A 19,646-nucleotide genomic window follows, 5' to 3' on the forward strand; every position below is an offset into this window, starting at 1 on the left:
GTAATGAGAAATTTTTTGTGCTTCTGCTTAATGACTTTAGCCCAATTTGCCAATGGGCAAGATAAGCCGCTTGTTAAAAAAGTTAATTACCCTAGTGGATATTCTGCAAAGCTAGATGCAGTTTATACTAAGGTAAATAATTGGGAAGGTAAAATGGATTTGTACTTGCTGTCTAAAACAAAAGAACCATCACCAATTATCATAAATGTACATGGTGGAGGTTGGGCAAGAGGTAACAAAGAAGCGCAAACTGGTTTTGGCTCTTTCTTTAAGCAAGGATATGCGGTTGCAAATATCGCTTACCGTTTAGCACCAACCGCTAAAGCTCCGGCAGCAATTGAAGATACGCGTTGCGCATTAATTTATTTGATAAAAAATGCCAAAGAACTAAATATTGATATCAATAAGATTGTAATTATGGGGAGTTCGGCTGGCGGGCATTTGGCCTTAATGGGAGGTTTGTTGGCCAATAATAACCTGTTTGATGGCAATTGTTTAGGGGTTGCAAATGTTAAAGTGGCTGCCATTATCAATAAATTTGGGGTTGCCGATTTAAGCTCGACAGGTTTTGGTGATCAAACTAGTAAAACGGTAAAATATTGGCTAGGCGACAAATTTGGCGACAATAATTTCAAAAAATCCATATCGCCAATTTATCAAATTACTAAAGATAGTCCACCGGTTTTTACCGTCCATGGTGATGCCGATCCAACTGTACCTTATCAGCAATCTATTGATTTAACAAAAAAGCTAAACGAATTAGGTGTTAAAAATGAATTCATGACAATTAAGGGAGGTGGCCATGGTGGATTTTCAGCAGAAAATAACGCAGAGTTATCTCAACGAATAATTAATTTTTTAAAGCAAAACGGCCTGTGAGGTATTTACAAATTTCATTTTTACTGTTATTGGCATTTGGCGTTTTCAATACTGATACTTTTGTTTCAAAAAATGCTGCTAAAGTAATTATTGTTAGAAACAGTAACGAGTTAAAAAATAGCCTAAGCATTGCTAAGCCTGGCGATTCTATAATACTTAAAGATGGTGTTTATGATGGCAAGTTCATTATTGAAGCTGCGGTAAGCGGTAGCTCAGCTAAACCTATTGTTTTGGTAGGAGGGAGAAAAGCGGTTTTAGATGGTGGATCTATACAAACAGGTTATGTTTTAAACTTAAAAGCAAACTATTGGATATTAAAAGGATTTACGATTACCAATGGTTTAAAAGGTTTGGTAACCGATGGAGCTAGTCATAATATAATTGATGCCGTTTTGGTAACCCAAATAGGAGAGGAAGGAATTCATTTGAGAAAGTTTAGCAAGCATAATGTAATTCAGCATACAGAAGTAAATTATGTTGGCTTAAAAACGCCTGATTATGGAGAAGGAATTTACATTGGAACTGCCTATAGCAATTGGCCAAAAATCTCTAACGGCGAAATAGACAGATGTGATTCAAATAAGGTAGTTAATAATGTTATTGGCCCATTTGTGGCGGCAGAATGTATAGATATTAAAGAAGGTACAACTGGCGGTCTCATTGCAAATAACACATTTTATAGCAAAGGTATTTCTGGTGCCAACAGTGCAGATAGTTGGGTTGATGTTAAAGGCAATAACTATCTAATTAAGGATAACAAAGGTATAAATGAACAACCTTCGGCATTAACTGATGGATACCAGATCAACTGTGTTTATGAAGGCTGGGGTTCATATAATGAATTTAAAAACAATACAAGCAATGTCAATGCTAGCGGATATGGATTTAATGTAAGGCTAAAAAGTAGTAAAGGAGAGCCAAAGGGAAATCTTATTTACGATGATAATAGAGTTACCAATGCACATAAAGGCGTAGCTAATATTCAATTAATTAATAAAAATAAATGAAGGTTAAAGGATTAAGATGGTGGATTATATCCCTAATAGGTGTTGCAACAGTAATCAACTATGTTGATAGAAGTGCGATTAACATTCTTTGGCCTTATATATACAAAGAGTTTGGCATTGCCGATGTAGATAATAAAAGTGCATTGGCCGTAATTACCACTTTTTTTATGATTGCTTATGCATTAGGGCAAACATTTACAGGTAAACTGATGGATACGGTAGGTACCAGATTAGGGATGACGATTTCTATTATTGGCTGGAGCATTTCTATAGCATTGCATGCTTTTGCTAAATCACTCTCATCATTTAGTGTTTTTAGATTTATGCTAGGTTTTAGCGAAGCTGGAAATTGGCCTGGGGCAACAAAAAGTAATGCTGAGTGGTTTCCTGCTAAAGAAAGAGCCATTGCACAAGGCATATTTGGAGCGGGTGCCTCGTTAGGATCAGTTGTTTCGGCGCCAATTATCGCAATACTTTACATCGCCTTTGGCTGGAAACTTACTTTTATTCTGATTGCTGTTTTAGGATTAATATGGGTTATTCCATGGTGGGTAATCAACAAAGCTACGCCAGATAAACATCCTTGGTTAACAGCAGAAGAACGAGATCATATTACTTCGAGTAATGCAAAAAGTACTGTAGAGGCTGTTGCTGAACATGTTCCAGTATTAACATGGAGAGAATTACTAAAATTTAGAAATACTTGGGGAATAATTATGGGGAGGTTTTTTATCGATCCGGTTTGGTGGTTATTTGTTACGTGGTTGCCAACTTTTTTAAAAGAGCAGTTTACTTTTGATATTAAACAAATTGCCTCATTTACTTGGGTGCCATACTTATTTGCTGCTATAGGAAGTTTATCTGGCGGATATTTTTCGTCGTGGCAAATTAGAAATGGCGTAGCGGCAGAAAAAGCCCGCAAAAATGCCATTGCAATTGGTTGTGCAATAATGCTTTGTTCGCTTGTTGCTATAGTTTTCTTTTTGAGTACTTTAAAAGATAACCCAACGCTAGCCATGTTGTTAATCGGCGCAACACTTTTCGGATTTCAATTTTTGATAGGTAACATACAAACATTGCCAAGCGATTATTTTAACGGCAAAAATGTGGGTACTGTTGCTGGTATGGGCGGTACAGCGGCCGTTTTAGGTACACTACTTACCACTTGGGCTGTACCAATTATAACTAGAACAAGTTATGTTTCATTTTTCGTTTTGGCCGCAGTTTTAGTGCCATTAACCTGGATAAGTATCAAATACATCACCAATAAAAAGATTAAATTAAATAAATAAAATTATGCGATTAAAAAATAAAGTTGCCATCGTATCTGGAGGTTCTAGAGATATAGGAAGAGCAGTATCTGTTCAACTTGCACAAGAAGGTGCTAAAGTAGTAGTTAATTATTATGGAAGTGAGGCTAATGCCCAAGAAACACTCTCACTCATTAAAGAGTTTGGAGGAGAAGCAATTGCGGTAAAAGCTGATATGAGTAAATGGGATGATGTACAAAATTTGATTGCAAAAACCACAGAAGCTTTTGGAAGTGAGATACATATTTTAGCAAATGTTGCTGGTGGTATGGTTGCCCGTAAAACTACTGCAGAAATGGATGAGGATTTTTGGAATTTGGTAATGGATATCAACGTGAAATCTGTATTTTTTGCAGTAAAAGCAACTAGTCCGTACATGCCAGCTGGTTCATCAATAATTAATTTATCATCGTTAGCAGGTAGAGATGGTGGCGGGCCTGGCGCAAGTGCTTATGCCACTTCAAAAGGTGCTGTTATGACTTATACACGTGCATTAGCCAAAGAATTTGGGGTAAAAGGTATAAGGGTAAATGCTGTTGCTCCCGGAATGATTGCCACAACTTTTCATGATACTTTTACCAAGCCCGAAGTTAGAGGTAATGTAGCTAATTCTACTTCCTTAAAAAGAGAAGGTGAGGCTAAAGAAGTTGCTGATTTGGTGGTTTATCTTTCTTCAGATGAGTCGTCTTATATAACGGGAACGAATATCGATATTAATGGAGGCTTAAGTTTCTCTTAAAGAAAATGAATTTTGCTCAATAGTTAAATTAACTTACGAAATCTGATTGCTATTTTGCAAAATTATGTTATTAGAAATCACTCATAATTGCCTTTTTATGAGTGATTTAACTAGTTTTATTGTGCTTGTAAAGTGGCCATTTGAAACGCTTAAAAATAATTGACAAATTTTAATTAAATATTTTGTTTTAATTAATTTAAATATTAGATTTGGTAAACCAATTTTTGGTAAACCAATTTAGATTTGTTTGCCAATTGTTTGAAAAAACCAATTATAAACAAAGTATGAAAGTTAGAATCTACTATCAACGTATTCTAATGGTTTTCATTCCTTGCCTATTTCTGTTTGTTTGTGAGTTAAGTGCACAAACTAGAATTAAGGTACAAGGGGTTGTAAAATCAGCTAGTGGCGAGATATTACCTGGTGTTTCTGTTAAAATTAAAGACACTAATCAAGGTACGGTTACCAATGAAAATGGAGAGTTTACAATTACTGCAGAACAGGGCAAAATTTTAATTATTCAGACTATTGGATTTAAAAGTTCGGCTAAATCGGTGGTTGATAACAAGTTAATGACTGTAGTGTTAGAAGAAGAAACCAGTGATTTAGGAGAAGTTGTTGTTGTTGGCTACGGTACGCAAAAAAAATCTGCGGTTACTGGTGCCGTTAGTAAATTAACTAATACCAATTTAGATGAGATACCTACTACAAGGTTAGATAACGCATTAATCGGTAAAATTGCTGGGGTAACTATACAAAATGTAACATCTGAGGCTGGTGCAGATCCAGTAGTTAGGGTTAGGGGCTTTAGCTCAATCAGTGCAAATTCATCGCCGCTTGTTGTTGTTGATGGTTATCCTGTTCCAGATGGACTATCATTTGTTAACCCACAAGACGTAGAATCGATAGAGGTTTTAAAAGATGCAGCTTCGGCAGCAATTTATGGATCTAGAGCGGCAAATGGAGTAATATTAATTACTACAAAAGGTGGCGTTGCCGATAAACCTCGCTATACTTTTAAAACTTATTATGGCATACACGAGGTATTGTCTACATATCCATTATATACCCACGCAGAATATGTAGAAAAGTTATTTAGAGAATCTGAGTTAAGAGCTAACGATCCATCGGTGCCTGCCAATAGAAGGTTATTAGTTCAGGATGCTGAACGTGCTGGCTACATTATTCAGAATGAAATAGGCGGTTATACCGATTGGCAACAAGTAGCTTTAAGAAATACTGCTTCAATTTACAATGTGCAAATTGGTGTTTCTGGAGGTAATAAGGATTTAAAATATTACGTTTCTGGTAACCTTCAAAAAGATGAAGGTATTATGAATTATAGTAATAATGATAGAATGAACGTTAGAGCAAAGTTAGATGGTAACTTAAGCAAGCGAGTAAAGTTTAGTATCAACTTTAATCCATCTTACATTAAAAACAACAGACCAGCTGTAAACTTTACTGATTATTTTAGATTTCCTAGTTATTTGCCAACCTACCATAATCAGTTTACTGCGCAATTTGTAAGGCAAAATGCACAATGGGCAAATATTTTACCCGGTGATTATGCTGAAGCAAGGCACTTCAATCAGCTTAGATATTCTGGCTTTATGCCTGATGGATCATATTGGGTAAGTCCGGGTTTAATTAATCCTTTTGGCTCACAGAACAACACTCCATTATCAATTGCCGCTAGAGAAGAAAGGTTTAGTAATAGCTATAGAATTTTGAGCGGAGCTGATTTATCATTTGATTTGATAAAAAATAAACCAAATAAATTGTTGTTCAAAACATCTGTAGGTGGTTATTTTACTAAACAGGATGATTTCACTTATACTCAAAGTAATGCCCGACAAGATGGTGGTGTAAACCAGGCTATTGTGGGTGGTAGAGATTATAAAGATTTGCTCTGGGAAAATACGCTAAATTATACATTAAGAAAGGGAAATCATAACGTAACGGGATTGTTGGGTTACACAATTCAGCAAACATGGATTGATAGGTCTCAAATTTTGGGCAGAGATTTTCCAACCAATGATTTTCAAACCTTAAATCAGGCTGCCTTAATTGATCAGAGTGAAACTTTTACCTTAAGAGATAAAATTGGCCTAATATCATACTTAGGTAGGATTACTTATGATTACAAAAATAAATACCTTTTTAGCAGTAGCTTTAGGGTAGATGGAAGTTCTTATTTTGCCAAAGGTAACCAATATGGCTCTTTCCCTTCTGTATCTGCAGGTTGGTTAATTAGTAATGAGCCATTCATGAAATCTGTAAAATGGGTAAGTAATTTAAAATTAAGAACAAGTTATGGCGCAACTGGCAATAACAGAATTACAAGTTTCGCATTCCAAGATTTACTTTATCCTGCTAATTATGCTTTTGGTTCTGGTAGTGGTACAGTTAATTTAGGTTTATCGCCTAATGGTAGCGTAATCGCAAATCCAAACATAACTTGGGAGCGTACTTTCGAATCTAATACAGGTTTAGACCTTGGGTTTTTAAATAATAGATTTAGCTTAACAGCTGAATACTATAACTCAGTTACCGATAGATTATTATATAATCAAGCAGCTCAATCTTTTACAGGTTCAAATGAATTTATCAATAATGCAGGTAAAGTTCGTAATCAAGGTATCGAGTTGGAAATTAGCGCTAATAATATCAAAACCAAAAATTTCGACTGGACAACTACGGTTACATTTTCTGCCAATAGAAATAAAGTTTTAGAATTAGGTGGTGAGCCTTTCCAATATAATTTTGGAGAGCGAAATGAAGTATATGCTTCAATCATTGGTCAGCCAGCAATTCAATACTTTGGTTATAAAACTGATGGCGTTTGGACTTCGCAAGCACAAATAGACGAAGCAAGAGCTGCTGGTCAGACTTCAACTCTATCAAGATACTTTCAGGCAGGTGGTTTAAAGTTCGTAGATGTAAATGGCGACAATATCATCGACCCTAATGATAGGATGACTTTAGGCACGCCATTCCCGGATTTTTTATGGGGCATAAACAATATGTTTAAATACAAGGGTTTTGATCTTAATGTCTTTATTCAAGGTTCGCAGGGAGGAAAATTAATCAACGGTGATCCAAATTATAATGAACATAGAAGGTACAATAAAGACTTTAACTCAGAAAACAGATGGTTAAGTGAAATGTATCCTGGAGATGGAAAAACACCTTACGATACCAACGGAGAAAACTGGTTATTAACAGATTATGTAATGGAAGATGCATCTTACACTTCTATCAGAACTGTTATTTTAGGTTACACTACACCAGTTAAATTTGCTAAAAAACTAAAATTAAACGGACTCAGGTTTTATTCATCAGCAGATAATTTATTTTACTTTTTTGGAAAAGGCTACAGAGGTATAAATCCTGAGGCAAGGTCTACCACAGGTAATTATGCATCACCTCTGGTAGATGGCTACCAGAGAGGGGCTTTTCCACTTGTAAAAACCTACACTTTTGGTATTGATTTAACATTCTAGATTATTCAAATTATGAAACATATAAGAATTATTATTGCGGTGATGGTGTTGTTATTTACTTCAACGTCTTGTCAGAAAGTAATTGATATCGATCCTATATCAAATGTAGGAGCGGAAGCTTTTTACAAAAATTTTGCTGAAACCAGATCTGCTTTAACTGGCTGTTACAATGGGATGCACGAAATACTTTATAACGAGTGGATGCTAACCGAATTAAGGAGCGATAATGCAAAACAAGGTTCGCCCGGAAGCTCGGCTAATAGAGAATACGATGAATTAGACTTGTATATTTTAAACTCTTTTCATGATAAGGTTTATGATTATTGGTTATCGACCTATAAAAATATTAGGGCAATAAATTATGTGCTTAGAAGTTTAGGTGCCAAGTATGAAAATGGTGCAATCATTTTTGGCGAATCTACTGCTGTAATGACAACACAGCAAAAAAATCAATTAGCAGGTGAGGCCCTGTTTTTAAGAGCTTATCATTATTTCAATTTAGTTAGGCTATATGGTGGTGTTTTTGCAGTTACCGAACCTGTAGATCCGCTTAAAGCGAAACAAATAAACAGGAATACGGTAGAAGATTGTTATAAATTAATATTGGCAGATTTAAACACCGCAAAGGATATTTTACCAACTATTTCGTTTGGGCAAATTAATCAGGCAGATTTAGGTAGGGCAACTGGCTGGGCAGCAAAGGGTCTGTTGGCGAAAGTTTATCTTACTTTAAATCAATCAAATAATGCGCTGCCGTTATTAGACGATGTAATTAATAATAGTGGTTACGGAATGATTACTTCCTATGCAGATGTTTTTTCTATCAGTAATGAAATGAATAGAGAAATTCTATTTGCTGTAAGATATAAAGCCGGTGGATTTGGGCTAGGATCGCCTTTTGCTAATCTTTTTGCACCAAATGGTAGTGGTAGCTCTGTAGTTAATAATGATGGAAATGGATTTAATGATCCGACAGAGAATTTAAAACTTGCTTACAGAACACCATCAACTGGCCCATCAGATGTTAGAAGATCTGTAAATATCGCTCAGTTTTTACCCACTGTGCCATATGTAAAAAAATACCTTTCGCAAGTAGTAACTAGGTACGATGCAGAGAATGATTTTCCGGTTTTAAGGTTTACAGATATACTTTTAATGAAAGCTGAAGCTCAGGGTTATAATGGGGCAAACGGTAGTTCTGTTGCAATTATCAATCAAATTAGAACCAGAGCTGGGGCGGCGGATTATCCGGGAACTGGAGTTTTTGAAGCTGCATTTTATAAATATCCAGCTGCTGGTAATGGCGCATTAACAACTCCAGAAAGTTTTAAAAGCGCTTTATTTAATGAGAGAAGGATTGAATTGGCTTTCGAAAATCAGCGGTTTTTCGATTTGTTAAGATCTGGTAATGCACTTGAAACTATAAGAAATTATTATGCAGCAGAGTATGATATTCATTATGCTAACTATCGTCCCGTAGTTCCGCTAGCAGAGTTACAAGGCTACATTACCAATGATCGTTTATTATTGCCAATTCCGCAAAGAGAAATTGATACGAATGATCAGATAAGGATAGCTCAAAATCCGGGATATTAATTATTGATAAATTGAAATAACATGAAAATAGTTAACGTTAAATTACTTCTACTCATTATTACTTCGCTAATAATGATGATGGGGTGTAAAAAGGAAATTAAACTAAATGCTGAAGATCAAATTACAGCAAAAGAGTTTGTTTACAATTTAGCCACTAAAACAATTTCCCCAGATAATGAGGTCAGTGCTCAAATTAGCTCTGCTGAAGGTGTAAAACTAGTTTATTGCTACTTATCAAGAGAGAATAAAAATGACACACTTATACATGTAGCCTACCCGAACGGACAAAGTCCGAATGATTTTAAATTAGTGGTGCCTACTGCAGCTTTTACCGAATCGAAAGTTAATATTAGTGGGATAAAACTTTTAATTAAACGTTTAGACAATAGTTCGCAAGAAAGCTTTATTAAAGTAACTTACTTCGATCCATCAAAGCCACGTTTAGAAAGTTTTCCGACAACAATTACTGCAAACATTAGCGGAGGAGCTACGCCAATTGCGGGTAGGGTAGTGTCAGATCATGGCTTAAAAAAGGTTGAAGTTTATGATGATTTTCAGATTACTAATACCTATGTATTAGCTAGAAGTTATAATGATTTAGCTGTAAAACAGTTTGATTTGAATTATCAATATATCTATCGAAAGGCATCTCAACACATTAAAGTAGTAGCAACAGATATTTATGATCAGGTTACTGAACTTATTATTGATATGCCAGTAGACATTAGTCTTTTTAAACCAAAATTATTAAACTTTCCAACTAGTGTATCGAGCGGTACAACATTTACGGGCAGGGTAACTTCACCAACTGGTTTAAAAACTATTGAGGTTTTTGATGATAGAGCAGGGGCGTTTGAATTGGTAAACACCATTAGCAACTTAAATAATTCTTTAGATTATAATTTTAGCTACAATTATACCCTCAGGAAAAGATCAGAAAATATTAAAATAATAGCTACAGATATTGATGATGTAAAAACAGAATTAGCAATTAGGTTAAACACGAATTACTTAAGTACTGTATATCGAAACGTAGTAATGACGGCGCAAACTTTAGGAACCAATACTATCTTTTTTGCAAGTAATGGAACAACCAAAGGAAATTGCGATTTAAATTTGAGTGAAGCAACAATGTCATTTTTGTTTTATGCTACGAGCAGTGGTCCAACGTTCTATAGTCCAACCAATACTGCGAGTATTTCTTCTAATTTAAGATGTAATAATACCCCATGGTCCATCAGTAATCCTTCCGTACTGGCAGCAACTAGATTTAGGGTTTTGGTAAATGGAGCAAGTACTGGTCAAACCGATGTTTACAACTTGTTAGAAACTAATCAATTAGATGACTTAAGTGACGCTTTCTTCACAACAAGAAGTATTGCAACACCAGGTAGTAGCGGACCAAGGTTTGATGCAACAGCTGCGGCTTCTGCCACAATTTTTAATACAACTAATGGCAGGCTAGTTTACGCAAGAATTCCACTAACTGGTGGACCAACAAGAAATGCTATTATACACGTTAAAGAAGTGGTTGCCAATTCAGGTAACTCAACCATTAAGTTTGATATTTACGTTCAGAATTAAATTTTATAATGCTTAAAACAAGAGCTATATCTTTTGGCTCCTCAATTTATCTAATTATGAAAAAAATTAACCTGCTGGCATTGTTGGCTCTATTTCTTTTATGCTATTCAGCTGGTTTCGCAAATAATGTAGTTGTAAATGATGCCAAAGCTTTAAGTGACGCGGTTAAAAGAGCTAAACCTGGTGATACCGTATTTTTAAAAAATAAAATTTGGAAAGATGCTGCCTTAATTGTGAATGGAAAAGGAACTGCTGAACAACCAATTGTAGTAATGCCTGAAACCATCGGTAAAGTCGTTTTTTCCGGTCAATCATTTCTTAAAATAGCTGGAGATTTTATTGTTTTAAAAGGATTTCATTTTAAAAATGGATTTACCCCAGAAAGAGAGGTGGTGAGTTTTAGGCTAAATAATGAACAATTGGCAAATAACTGTACAATAACAGAATTTGTAATAGAAAATTACAGTCAGCCAGAAAGGTTTAAAAACGATGTATGGATTGTGCTTTGGGGTAAGCATAATAAAATTGATCATTCTGTTTTTGTTGATAAACTGAACTCAGGCCCAGTAATAATTGCCGAGCTAAATGATGAGCGTAGTCAGCGAAATAATCATGTGATTTCATATAACTATTTTAAAGGCAGACAGCGTTTTGGATCTAATGGTGGAGAGACGATAAGAATAGGCGTTTCAAGATATTCACTTAATCCATCTCAAACCCAAATAACGCACAATTATTTCGAAAGATGTAATGGTGAAGTAGAGATTATCTCTATCAAATCTGGAGAAAATAATATTAGCTCAAATACATTTTTCGAATGTGAAGGTAGTTTGGTTTTAAGGCATGGATCTTATAATGTAATTAAGAATAATCTTTTTTTGGGAAACAATAAACCTTTTACTGGTGGTGTTAGAGTTATAAATCCGGGGCATACTGTTCGGAATAATATATTTAAAGATCTTAAAGGAAGTGCATTTCGCTCTTCATTGGCAGTAATGAATGGCGTGCCAAATTCTTTAATAAATCGATATTATCAAGTTAAGGATGCAAAAATAGAACAAAATACATTCATTAACTGTGATTTTATTTTGTTTGGAGCTGGTAAAGATGCCGAAAGAACACTTGGGCCAAAAAACGTAAGTTTTAAAAATAACCTCCTAATATCTAATACAAAAACTGAGATAGAAGACACCAATAAAGATGGTGGTATTTTATTGATTAATAATGTTGTCGCAAATGAAACTAATTTGCCTCTTGCAAAAGGTTTTACAAAAGTTAAACTGGGAGATCAGCAAATAAAAAGAGGCTATCCTTCCTTAAAAGGATTTGGTGCAAACGTAGATTCGATGGCTTTAATAACAAAGTCTCAGGTAGGTGCAAATTGGTACAACCCAGAAGTTGAAATAAAGCCACGTAAAAATAAATCTTTTGCTATTACACCACCATCCGCAAAAAAAATAAACGAAATTATTAAAACTACCATTGCTGGAGATACCCTAATTTTTACGGATGCAGTTAACTACCTATTGGAAAGTGAGCTGTTAGTTGATAAGCCTTTAGTATTTACTGCAGCAGCAAACTTAGGTTCGAAACCTGTTTTGGTTAATAGTTCATTTAAAACACTTCCATCTTTTATTACCATAGCTAATGGTGGTTCATTAATAGTTAAAGGGTTGGCATTTAAAGGTAATTTCGAAAGTTATGGGGATGTACAATGTGGCATTCGTTCTACTGATCAACCAATGAACATGCACTATAAAGTATTTATTGATCAGTGTGAGTTTTACGACTATAACGAAAGCAGTTTTAGTGGATTTAGAGGCTCTAAAAGCACATTAGCAGATAGCTTGGTGATTACCAATTCGTTATTTAGGAATATATCTGGTAGCGGTGTTAACTTGGCTGAAGAAAGAGATGATAAAGGCGCTTATGGTGCGGAATATGTGATCATCAAAAATTGCATTTTTAGTAATATTTTGGGGAGCGCCATTAATATTTACCGAGGCGGAAATGATGAAAGTACTCTTGGTCCGTTTGTAGAAATTGATTACTGCACTTTTAATGAAGTAGAAAATAGAGAGCAAGGTACAGTTGTTAAATTGGTTGGTGTGCAGCAAGCTTCAGTTTTAAATAGTAACTTTTTTAACAGTGGGCAAGGCGGCAGATCAATTGAATTTAGGGAGTTTAGATGGGACAAATTGAGGGTAGATTATAGCAACTTTTATAATGCAGGTAGGGTAGATTCATTTTATGATAAAGTAAAAGGAAAGCAAATTTATAACCTAAAACCCTCATTTATAGATATGTTAAATTATAATTTCAAGCTGATTGATGGTTCTCAATTGTCTAACAAATCATCATCTGCAAAATCTATTGGTGCAAGTTTGTAAATAAAGTATTTTATAATGGGTAATAAAACACTGCTAAGGCTTAGCTTTTTATTGGGGATTTTAATTTTGTTTATTAATGGAACTTTCGCCTTCAAAAATAAGTTAGATGTAATATCTGGAAAAGAATATAGAATAAGTAATGCAACCGAATTAAGTGCCTTAACATTATTACCTGGAGATAAGGTTATCTTAAAAGTGGGTACTTGGTTAAATCAAGCTTTAATTTTTAAGGCTAATGGTAATAAAGAAAATCCTATTGTTTTAACAACTGAAGATCCGGGTAAGGTGCTGCTAACTGGTAGTTCTACATTAAAAATTGATGGAGAGTATTTGATTGTTGATGGTTTGTATTTTACAAATGGTTATTCACAAGTTGGAGATGTAATTACATTTTCTAAAACATCTGCTAATTGCCGATTAACCAATTCGAGTATAGTTAACTACAATCCTCCCTCAAAAGAAAAAGATTATAAATGGGTGTCGGTATATGGTTACCGTAACAGAGTTGATCATTGTGAGTTAAGTGGAAAAACCCATCAAGGTACAACTTTGGTGGTGTGGTTGTCTGATAAGCCAAACTATCATCAAATTGACCATAATTATTTTGGACCAAGGCCACCGCTTGGTGTAAATGGTGGTGAAACCATTAGGATTGGCACTAGCGATTGGTCTATGTATGACTCGTATACAACAGTAGAAAACAATATTTTTGATAGATGTGATGGCGAAACTGAAATTATTTCGATAAAATCTGGCCATAATATCATTCAAAATAATTTGTTTTATGAGTGTGATGGCACCTTAACTTTTAGGCACGGAAATCACTCTTCGGTAGCTGGAAATTTCTTTATTGGTAATGGTAAAGATAACACTGGAGGAATTAGAGTTATTGGTGAAAATCAGATAGTTAAAAATAATTATTTGCAAGGTTTAAAAGGAACTGGTTTACGAGCAGCCATTTCGGTAATGAATGCGGTTGTTAACCCAAAATTATTTGAATATTGGCAGGTTAAAAACGCAAAAATTAAAGACAATGTAATTGTAGATTGTGTGGAGGCTTTCAATATTGGGTCAGGGAAAAATGAAATTAGGGTGGTAACTCCTGATTCCCTTACCATTCAAAATAATATGATTATAAACCCCTCTAAATTGATTGTTTATGAAGATATACCAAAAAATATCTCTTTAGATGGAAATATGGTAAAAGGTACCAAGGTAGAGAAAGGCTTCATAAAAATGGTAATGGAACCAATCAAATCTGAGGGTATATTTCAATTCAAAACAAATGTCAAAAAGCCATTTTGGTTGGTAGAAGATATTGGGCCATCATGGAGAGAAAAGAAACCTTCATTTCCAATTACAAGGTAAGGTGCATTATTTGTATTTCATCGGATATTTAAAATAGAATCATTATCTTGGTTTTATTAAATTGAGTATTTAGTTACTTGTCATAGTTCTACTTCTGTGAATTTTAATAATCGTCCTCACTACTTACTTTATTCGCTGATGTTTGTGAAAATTTGATGTCATCAATTGTAAAAAATTATAATTGCTTTGTGATTACAATTTCAAAGTTGGGGAAAAACGGGATAGTTTGATTACGTATCTCCTATCTGAAAATTTTATTAAGATAATATTGGGAATACAATTCCCCAATTTGAGTAACATTGTTCCCTACTTTGTGGAAATATTTCTACATCTTGATGTATGTGGGGATAAAGTAGGAAATATGTGGAAATCTTTTCTCATGTGGAAAACGATGATTATCGCCCAAATTAGATGTTATAACACGATTTTTTTATGTACAACAATTAGCTCTTTTGTTTTAGAAATAACGGTTTGTTGGTGGCTTCTATTTTGAGTTATGCGTGAGTGAGTAGTAATACTCAAGTCATGCTTATGAATATATCTTTACTTAAATCATTTTATTCGAGAAAAATTAAAACAGCCACAGTTTTAGGAACAATATTTTTTTTAAGTTTCTTTTGTTCTCAATTAGCTAAATCACAATCATACACCAATCACTATATCGCTCCTGCGCCTTGGCAATATTTTACCCAAGGAAATGAATTAATTATAGCAACTAATAGTACTACTCCAGTTACGCTAAGTATTAAAAGAAGTGATGGTACAACCCCTGGTATAACAGATTTAAACCCCAGCGTACCTTTAACGGTGGGTAATCCAAAGGTTTTTAGATTTACTGGTGTCATAAACCAGTTTCCTATGCATAGTTTAAACACTGTTATCAATAATGGTGGTTTAGTGGTTATAGGTGATCAGCCAATTACAGTAAACATCAGGAATGTTGTTTCGGATCAAGGTGGTTTAGACGATTTTATAAAAGGTAACTCTTCATTATTTAGTTTCGGAGATGCAGCAATTGGAAATACATTTAGAGTTGGATATTACCGTGATGGTGTAATTTATAATAGTGGTGCAAGACCACAAAAGCCAATTTATAGCGTAATGGCAATAAATAATGGTACAATTATAAAAATTAATGGCTCACCAGTAACAACATTAAACGCCGGACAAAGTTATCTTTTTCAGGATAGAATTGGTTCACTTGTAGAAACATCTGGTCCTGCAGTAATGAATACAAGTGCAGCTTATGATCAACCAACAACAGGTGGTGGCTGTTATGATGGTACAAGTAACCCAGTGCCACCAATTTCATCATTAGGTACAGAATATATTGTTGTTAGAGGTAACGGTAACAATATCTCCGAAAAAACAACGGTAGTTGCATCAGAAGATAATACATTGGTTACTGTTACACAATTTACTTCTTCAGGAGCTTTAAACGGAACCATGACGTACACATTAGCAGCAGCTGGTGATTTCGTTACATTTGATAATGGTGTTCCTGGAGCAGGTGGTGTTAATACTCCAGAAGGACAAATTTATTCTGCCAGCAGAATTCAGTCTACAAAAAGAGTAGTAGCTTATTCTGGAACTGCAGAAAACTGTGAGGTTGATGTTGCAACATTAGCACCAATTTCTGATTGTACAGGATCAACAAAGATACAGGCTTATAAATTTAGAAAGTATTCTCCGGCAGATGATTTACCTTATTTCTCTTACATAATTATTAGGAATGCCACTGCAAAAGTTTATTTAACTACAAACGCTGGTTATTCGAATGTTGATATAGAAAGTCTTCCAGGTGTTGGTGTTAGAAGACAATTAGGTTCATCAGGTGTTTATTTAATTGACTTTTCTAACACAAATATTGGAAACCCTGCCGTAATTACTTTAGAATCTACCTCTCGTTTAACAGTTAACATGGTTCAGCAAGGTGGTGGATTTTCTATGTCTAACTTTTTATCGCCATTACCAGAAAAGGCATTGAAGCCAACTTTTGTTCAGGGTGATTGTGCTTCTGCAGTTTTAACAGCAGATCCAACAAGTTTGCCACCCTTCCAATGGTATCTAAATGGATCGGCAATTTCTGGTGCAACTGCTAATTCGTACACTGCAACAACCTCAGGTACTTATTCTGTTACTTCAAGATTAGATTGCGGTAATAGCGCACAATCTCTAAATATTGAAGTAAATCTTTGTAATGTAGATAGGTCGATTACAAAAGTAGCTGATAATAATTCTCCTGCCATAGGATCGACAGTAAATTTTACATTAACCGCAAAAAATTTAGGTCCGGGTAATGCGATAAATGTAATTGCTACCGATGCATTACCAGCCGGATTTACCTATGTTTCTCATGTAGCATCACCTGGTACAACGTACAATAATACAAATGGGCAATGGATTATTGGGTCACTAGCAGAAAATGGAAGCAGTACAGCAACTCTAGTCATAAAAACTACGGCTAAAACCGCAGGTCCTTATCAAAATACCGCCACAATTATTGGCCCACAGGGTGATATAGTAACATCAAATGATGCATCTTCAGTAACTCCAGCGGTTATTCCCCAGTTTTTTCTTGCTTCGGCAGCAGGCACAGATGCGCAAACTGTATGTTTAAATAATGCTATCACACCGATAGTTTATACCATTGGAGGCTCAACATCTGGAGCTGTAGCAAATTTACCTGCAGGATTAACGGGCGTTTACTCATCAGGCTCACCAGCACAATTTACCATTACGGGTACGCCAACAAACGCTACAAATGGGCCATTAACTTATTCAATTTCAACGGTTGGCGGTCCAACCACGGCAAATATTACAGGAACAGTTACTGTAAATGGAATTGTAGCTACACCAGTTTTTAATACTTATGCTTCAACCCGTTGTCAGGGTGCAGGGAGCGTAACTTATAGTGCTACAGCCGCAAATGCCACAAATTTAACCTATGCCTTGTTAAATACCTCTAATGCTCCTTTACCGTCTGCAGGAACTATAAATGTAAATACAGGTCAATTAACTTGGAATGCATCATTCTCAGGAGTTGCTAGAATAAGAGCTACTGCCACTGGTTGTAATGGTCCTCAAACAGCATTTATTGACATAACTGTAGCTAGTGGTGGTACTGTAACTCCAGATTTTTCGGCGGTATGTACAAATTCAAGTGGAACACTTACTGCTACAGGCGTAACTGGAACAATTTTAAGATGGGAATATTCAACTAATGCTGGCACATCTTGGACTGCTATTGCAAATACAAATGCTACGCAAATGTATACAAATATTACAGCAACTACAGCTTACCGAGTAGTTTCTCAGGTTCCATCATGTGGTGAAGTTTTTTCTGCATTAGCTACGGTTAGCGTTAGCGAAACACCTGTTGTCGGAAATAGAACTGCGAACGTTTGTTCAGGTAATTCCTTTTTAATTGAGCCTTCGGGTGTACCAGGTGGAACAACCTACACTTGGGCAGATCCAATTGTAAATAGTGGAACAGTTACTGGAGGCGTAGCCGGCAATAATGCAACAAATATAAGCGGTACTTTATCAGGTAATGGAACAGTAACTTATACAGTAACTCCAAAATCAGGAAACTGCACGGGTAATTCATTTACGGTTGTGGTAACTGTATATCCATCGGTAAGTAGCACAATTAGTTATAATGGTAGCCCGTTTTGTAAAACGAATGGTGGAACAGCCACACCAGTTCTTACAGGCTCAGGTATAACAAGTAGAACATTTTCATCAACTATTGGATTATCTATCAATGCTTCGACAGGGGTAATTGATATTGCCCAAAGTCAGGCTGGTACTTATACTGTAACTTATACTTATTCAAACGGTAATTGTTCATCATCAACTACTACTTCTGTAACTGTTCATCCATCTGCAACAATCAGCTATGCTTTCGCAGAAGTTTGTAAAGTTGCGCAGAATTTAAATGTAACTCGGACAGGGAATGCAACCGGAACTTACTCCATTTCTCCTGTTGTTACTAATGGCCCAACTATAATTGCATCGAGTACTAATGCTGGAAGAATTACGATCGCTTCGAACACAGCGGCAGGAACATATACAATTTCTTATCAAGTTCCTGGTGAAGGAACTTGTGCTGCAACAACCACATTAAAGGTAGTTGAAACACCATCAGTTACAAATGTAACCTCTCCTGCAGCAATCTGTTCTGGTAGTACGGCAACAATTACTTCGGCTAGCATCACAGGTACAGGAACAAGTTATAATGTTTATAGTGCTGCTAGTGGCGGTACGTTATTAGGTACAGTTCCTTACGCAACTCCTGTTTTAAATAATAGTACAAATGCGGATATTATTGTTAATTATTACATAGAAGCAATTTCTGGATGTGCAAGTACATCAAGGTTTACAGTACCAGTTACTGTTAGGCCTTTGCCAACACTAAGTGCAATTACGGGTACAGGTCCACTTTGTGTAGGTAGTTCTGCAACTTATGGTAATTCACAATCTGGAGGTACTTGGAGTAGCTCTAACTCTTTTGTTGCTTCAATTAATTCAACCTCTGGTTTAGTAACAGCGCTTAGTGCTGGTCCAACTACAATTACTTATAGCTACACAAATGGTGCTGGTTGTACAAATACAGTATCTTATAATCTAGTTGTAAATGCTAGGCCATCAGTTGCTGCTACAACAGGTAATAATTCTTTTTGTGTTGGTACAACTTCAACACTTTCTAATGCTACAATAGGTGGTACTTGGTCAAGTTCTGCACCAAGTATTGCAACGATAGATGCCTCTTCTGGTTTGGTTACTGGTATTTCTGCTGGAACAGCAACTATTACTTACACCACAGCACCAAATGCAAACGGCTGTACAAATACCGCCACCTATAATATAACTGTAAATGGTGTTTCAACCTTAACAAGATCTGGAGGTAATGCTTCTCAGACTATTTGTAGTGGGGCAGCAATAACAAATATTGTATATACTTATGGAGGTTCGGCGACAAGTGTTGCAGTTACTGGAACTATCAATTCTTCGAACTACGTTATCAATACTAATAATAAAACTGTTACGATTTCAGGTATTTTTAATTCAAATACAGAGTATACAATAACCACTTCTGGACATACAACGCCATGTACTGCTATCGTTGCAAATGGAACAATTACGGTGAACCCTTTACCAACTGCAACTATCGGCGGAACGACATCTGTTTGTGTTGGGGCAACTGCACCAACGGTAACCTTTACCGGAGCTAACGGCACTGCACCATATACCTTTACCTACAA

Annotated in this window: 10 protein-coding genes; all 10 read left to right on the top strand. The window is 35.5% G+C overall.

Annotation, left to right across the window (positions count from 1 at the left end; all coding sequences use genetic code 11):
* Positions 1-3 precede the first annotated feature (3 nt).
* Positions 4-879 carry an alpha/beta hydrolase fold domain-containing protein gene (locus AC07XU_RS16755; protein ID WP_494944783.1) on the top strand — a complete coding sequence of 292 codons (876 nt, stop codon included), beginning with the start codon at positions 4-6 and terminating at the stop codon, positions 877-879.
* Positions 876-1,886 carry a right-handed parallel beta-helix repeat-containing protein gene (locus AC07XU_RS16760; protein WP_494944784.1) on the top strand — a complete coding sequence of 337 codons (1,011 nt, stop codon included), beginning with the start codon at positions 876-878 and terminating at the stop codon, positions 1,884-1,886. The genes AC07XU_RS16755 and AC07XU_RS16760 overlap by 4 nt, the downstream gene beginning before the upstream one ends.
* Positions 1,883-3,178 (top strand): MFS transporter, encoded by a 1,296-nt coding sequence (locus AC07XU_RS16765; RefSeq protein ID WP_494944785.1) that lies wholly within the window; start codon positions 1,883-1,885, stop codon positions 3,176-3,178. Before AC07XU_RS16760 ends, AC07XU_RS16765 begins: the two co-directional genes overlap by 4 nt.
* A gap of 4 nt (positions 3,179-3,182) precedes the next feature.
* A complete protein-coding gene (locus AC07XU_RS16770; RefSeq protein ID WP_494944786.1) occupies positions 3,183-3,935 on the top strand; it encodes an SDR family NAD(P)-dependent oxidoreductase in 753 nt (250 codons plus the stop codon).
* Between the two features lie 284 nt (positions 3,936-4,219).
* Complete coding sequence (locus AC07XU_RS16775; protein ID WP_494944787.1) at positions 4,220-7,441, top strand: SusC/RagA family TonB-linked outer membrane protein; 3,222 nt, start codon at positions 4,220-4,222, stop codon at positions 7,439-7,441.
* A gap of 12 nt (positions 7,442-7,453) precedes the next feature.
* Positions 7,454-9,037: a RagB/SusD family nutrient uptake outer membrane protein gene (locus tag AC07XU_RS16780; RefSeq protein ID WP_494944788.1), complete on the top strand. Its 1,584-nt coding sequence runs from the start codon at positions 7,454-7,456 to the stop codon at positions 9,035-9,037.
* A 21-nt stretch (positions 9,038-9,058) separates the two neighbouring features.
* A complete protein-coding gene (locus AC07XU_RS16785) occupies positions 9,059-10,621 on the top strand; it encodes a hypothetical protein (RefSeq protein WP_494944789.1) in 1,563 nt (520 codons plus the stop codon).
* A 56-nt stretch (positions 10,622-10,677) separates the two neighbouring features.
* Positions 10,678-13,011 (top strand): polysaccharide lyase 6 family protein, encoded by a 2,334-nt coding sequence (locus tag AC07XU_RS16790; protein ID WP_494944790.1) that lies wholly within the window; start codon positions 10,678-10,680, stop codon positions 13,009-13,011.
* A 15-nt stretch (positions 13,012-13,026) separates the two neighbouring features.
* Positions 13,027-14,379, top strand: a complete 1,353-nt coding sequence (locus tag AC07XU_RS16795; protein ID WP_494944791.1) for a polysaccharide lyase 6 family protein — start codon at positions 13,027-13,029, stop codon at positions 14,377-14,379.
* Positions 14,380-14,910: 531 nt separating this feature from the next.
* Positions 14,911-19,646 (top strand): DUF8696 domain-containing protein (locus AC07XU_RS16800; protein ID WP_494944792.1); only part of this gene is annotated, 4,736 nt, incomplete at its 3' end.

It is taken from the genome of Pedobacter sp. GW456-11-11-14-TSB4 (assembly GCF_059424425.1).

Bases quoted from the DNA above. Each gene is read 5' to 3' on its own strand.
- AC07XU_RS16770 (WP_494944786.1), top strand. From the start codon at position 3,183: ATGCGATTAAAAAATAAAGTTGCCATCGTATCTGGAGGTTCTAGAGAT.
- AC07XU_RS16795 (WP_494944791.1), top strand. From the start codon at position 13,027: ATGGGTAATAAAACACTGCTAAGGCTTAGCTTTTTATTGGGGATTTTA.
- AC07XU_RS16780 (WP_494944788.1), top strand. From the start codon at position 7,454: ATGAAACATATAAGAATTATTATTGCGGTGATGGTGTTGTTATTTACT.
- AC07XU_RS16785 (WP_494944789.1), top strand. From the start codon at position 9,059: ATGAAAATAGTTAACGTTAAATTACTTCTACTCATTATTACTTCGCTA.
- AC07XU_RS16775 (WP_494944787.1), top strand. From the start codon at position 4,220: ATGAAAGTTAGAATCTACTATCAACGTATTCTAATGGTTTTCATTCCT.
- AC07XU_RS16755 (WP_494944783.1), top strand. From the start codon at position 4: ATGAGAAATTTTTTGTGCTTCTGCTTAATGACTTTAGCCCAATTTGCC.
- AC07XU_RS16790 (WP_494944790.1), top strand. From the start codon at position 10,678: ATGAAAAAAATTAACCTGCTGGCATTGTTGGCTCTATTTCTTTTATGC.
- AC07XU_RS16765 (WP_494944785.1), top strand. From the start codon at position 1,883: ATGAAGGTTAAAGGATTAAGATGGTGGATTATATCCCTAATAGGTGTT.